The sequence below is a fragment of the Microcystis sp. M44BS1 genome, from assembly GCF_020244875.1.
In the GTDB taxonomy this organism is placed as follows: Bacteria; Cyanobacteriota; Cyanobacteriia; order Cyanobacteriales; family Microcystaceae; genus Microcystis; species Microcystis panniformis.
Map to the genome: position 1 here is coordinate 1 of NZ_JADBVM010000136.1, position 2,854 is coordinate 2,854.

A 2,854-nucleotide genomic window follows, 5' to 3' on the forward strand; every position below is an offset into this window, starting at 1 on the left:
GAGAAGATATTGATAAAAATAGCAATCATAAAAACCAAATCCCCAACATTTATCAAGCAATTATTTTTATTAGTAAATATTCTACACGACTCAGTCCAGATAAGCAAGATGGCTTACCACTACTACCGAATCACTACCTAAGAGTTTTTAAGTGAATTTGTGTTAAGCTTAGATCAGCTTAAATTTTCCGAAGAAAAAAACCACCAGATGCAAATACTGGGGAGCAGGGAAGAATGATACCCTTAGCTTGATGCGATCACTTTCTTAATCAAGATCAAACATAGCATCTAAATCTCTATATCCACTAACTACTCTTGCGATTTCAATTCCGTTTTCAAGAGGAAAATAAAAGATTAGATAATCTTCTACAGGAAAACTTCGTAAACCCATAATCAATTCATTCCTGTTTTTTCCCATATTAGGAAAACTAGCTAAGATTTCAAATTTATCAAGAATCTTATCTAACAACTGATTGGCAGCTTGAATATTAGAATAAGCAATCCGAGCATTGATAATTTCTAAATCTTCTTTAGCCTTTGAAGATATTAAAATAACCGTCATAATTCAATATCCACTATCCTGAAGATTTGTGGCTTTTAATCTGTTAATAAATTCTCTACCATCAAAACTTTCTCCACGCCTTAACTCTTGCACACCAATCATGACTTCCTGTTTCAATTGCTCAAATCTTCCTCGATAAATTCTGTCTCTTTCTGCCAATAAACGCAATCCCTCTTGAATAACGGCTAAATCATCTTGATATTTGCCTGTTTTAATTTGTTGAGCAATCAAATTTTCTATTTCTGGTGTCAGTTGGATAGTGTTCATTGCTTCTCCATAATTACTTTTATATCATCCTAGCTGAGTATTATAGCGCAGACTTTTTAGCATCTTATAATTTCAACAGATTTTGGACAGACTGCGAGATAGACGGGTTCATCTCCCTGAATCTAAATCTTCTAGCACTGGTGAGCCAAGGAAAAGAAAAACAGCAGAAGAGCAAAAACCTGTACTCCCCCGCTTCCCCTCTACCCGAGCAATGCTTCTTCACCGATGCCCGGTATCCGAAAGCCCGGAATTAACTAGGGTTGTGCGTCAATTCCTTGAGGCAAACCGTGCGCCCTGGCAAGGAGAAAAAGACTTTTGACACTTTTTGAGGTTCGTGCTAGAATCAGGGGGATTACTCTGGGTCGTCTCCCGCAAAAGGATCAAATCCCGCAAATCCAAAAAGATACGAAAATTTACTTAAAGAGGATGGGGCGATCGCATTACCATCACGAGAGACGGTAGCGGTATTTTCCCGTTGAACAGGAGCAGCATTGCGGGGTGTCAGTTTTTTGGTTTTCATTATGGTAAGTCCTCCATCAATTGTTGTCGGTTCCAGTCATACTACCTTTTTTCTGCCGAGTCAAGAGTTTTATTCTGAGTTTTTATCTATGTTTGTTATAGTTTTTTATCTATGTTTAATGTCATTACAGTTTTTCTGTTTAAATTTCCCGAAGAAAAAAAACACCAGATGCTACTGGGGTAGTAAGCTTTGCCCGACTTCATCACTTTCTATGTTCTAAAACTTTAGCAAAATCTCTTACTTCTCTTAATAAATTAGGGGGTAAAGTATTGATGATTTCTAAAACTTCGCCAATGATTAATTCTTGTTCTAGTTGAATATCAGCTTTTGCTAAAGTCAATAAAGCCAAAGTTTCCCCTTCATCATTGACAAACTCTACCTCATAAGCTTGTTGATCATTATAACAATGAACAACCGCTCCTTGAGTTCCCTTTTTTAAACCATGTTCTTGAATGTCATGGGTTAAAGTAATTACATCTAGCTCTTTGATCATAATTCTGATTAGCCTTTATTTTAAAAAAATGGTCGAGCAGTAACAAACCTTGGCGTATCTTTGCCTAAATCAATAATCCAGACTGTAAGAATAGTAACTGATTTATTTTTAGGAGTATTGATTGTTCCTATTACTATATATTTAGTACCATGTTCTGTAGTAATTACCTCAGTAACATCTTGATTTCTTACTATTTTTGACAATTCTTGTTCTAAAAACGTTACATTTTCTTCATTAAAACCGAGTTCACGAAAAAACTTAGCTTTTGATTTACCAACAGGGTGATTTTCTGAAAGTAAATAATCAATGAGTTTTTCAGGCTGAATAAAAGCATTTTCTCGATTAGTTAATGACAATTACTCTAAGTCCTCAAAATATTTACACTTTCCAGACTAGCAGTCCTTACCTTTCTTGTCAATAGTTTTTGAGTGAATTTTTGTTAAGTTTTTGTTAAGTTTAGATCAGCTTAAATTTACCCAATAAAACCCCCACCTGATGCTACTGGGGTAGTAAACTTAGCAGGGGTTCATCTATTCTGAATCTAAATCTTCTAGCACTCGTGAACCAAGGAAAAGGGAGACAGCAGAAGAGCAACAACCTGTACTCCCCTGCTCCCCCTCTCCCCTGCTCCCGGTGCTTCTCCACCCCCCGAAGCAATCTCTTAAAAGTTTTAATTGTTCTGATTAGTAATAAATTGATGAATAATCTCAACTCTTAGATTTAATTCCCGTGCAATTTGTTCTTCATTAAGTCCCAACCTAACCAGAAGGGGAATTGTTTCTAATTTCCCTTCAAGTTTTCCTTCAAGTTTCCCTTCAAGTTTTCCTTCAAGTTTTCCTTCAAGTTTTCCTTCAAGTTTTCCTTCAAGTTTTCCTTCAAGTTTTCCCTCTTCTTTAGCTTCTTGATAAAACTTGGTTTGTTTCCATTCCGTGAGATTAAACATGGCTTCTAACTCCTGGCGACTTTTCTGCGGAAATTTGTAGATAATAATCTTCTCGATTAACTCGATAACA

At 36.0% G+C, this 2,854-nt stretch carries 6 protein-coding genes; all 6 read right to left on the reverse strand.

Features of this window, described 5'->3' with window-relative positions:
• Positions 1–264: 264 nt before the first annotated feature.
• A complete protein-coding gene (locus IM515_RS11160) occupies positions 265–561 on the reverse strand; it encodes a type II toxin-antitoxin system RelE/ParE family toxin (protein ID WP_287627365.1) in 297 nt (98 codons plus the stop codon).
• Between the two features lie 3 nt (positions 562–564).
• Positions 565–828, reverse strand: coding sequence for a ribbon-helix-helix domain-containing protein (locus IM515_RS11165; protein WP_185239619.1), 264 nt, complete (start codon positions 826–828; stop codon positions 565–567).
• A 352-nt stretch (positions 829–1,180) separates the two neighbouring features.
• Complete coding sequence (locus IM515_RS11170) at positions 1,181–1,348, reverse strand: anacyclamide/piricyclamide family prenylated cyclic peptide (RefSeq protein WP_287627366.1); 168 nt, start codon at positions 1,346–1,348, stop codon at positions 1,181–1,183.
• Positions 1,349–1,550: 202 nt separating this feature from the next.
• On the reverse strand, positions 1,551–1,841 hold the full coding sequence (locus IM515_RS11175; RefSeq protein ID WP_002769128.1) for a DUF4926 domain-containing protein: 291 nt from the start codon (positions 1,839–1,841) through the stop codon (positions 1,551–1,553).
• 20 nt (positions 1,842–1,861) lie between these two features.
• Positions 1,862–2,197: a DUF6883 domain-containing protein gene (locus IM515_RS11180; RefSeq protein ID WP_287627371.1), complete on the reverse strand. Its 336-nt coding sequence runs from the start codon at positions 2,195–2,197 to the stop codon at positions 1,862–1,864.
• Positions 2,198–2,511: 314 nt separating this feature from the next.
• The coding region (locus tag IM515_RS11185) for a DUF2887 domain-containing protein (RefSeq protein ID WP_287627372.1) at positions 2,512–2,854 on the reverse strand (343 nt) is incomplete at its 5' end.

Excerpts from the sequence above, each read along its gene's own strand:
- IM515_RS11165 (WP_185239619.1), bottom strand. The coding sequence starts at position 828 with ATGAACACTATCCAACTGACACCAGAAATAGAAAATTTGATTGCTCAA.
- IM515_RS11160 (WP_287627365.1), bottom strand. The coding sequence starts at position 561 with ATGACGGTTATTTTAATATCTTCAAAGGCTAAAGAAGATTTAGAAATT.
- IM515_RS11175 (WP_002769128.1), bottom strand. The coding sequence starts at position 1,841 with ATGATCAAAGAGCTAGATGTAATTACTTTAACCCATGACATTCAAGAA.
- IM515_RS11170 (WP_287627366.1), bottom strand. The coding sequence starts at position 1,348 with ATGAAAACCAAAAAACTGACACCCCGCAATGCTGCTCCTGTTCAACGG.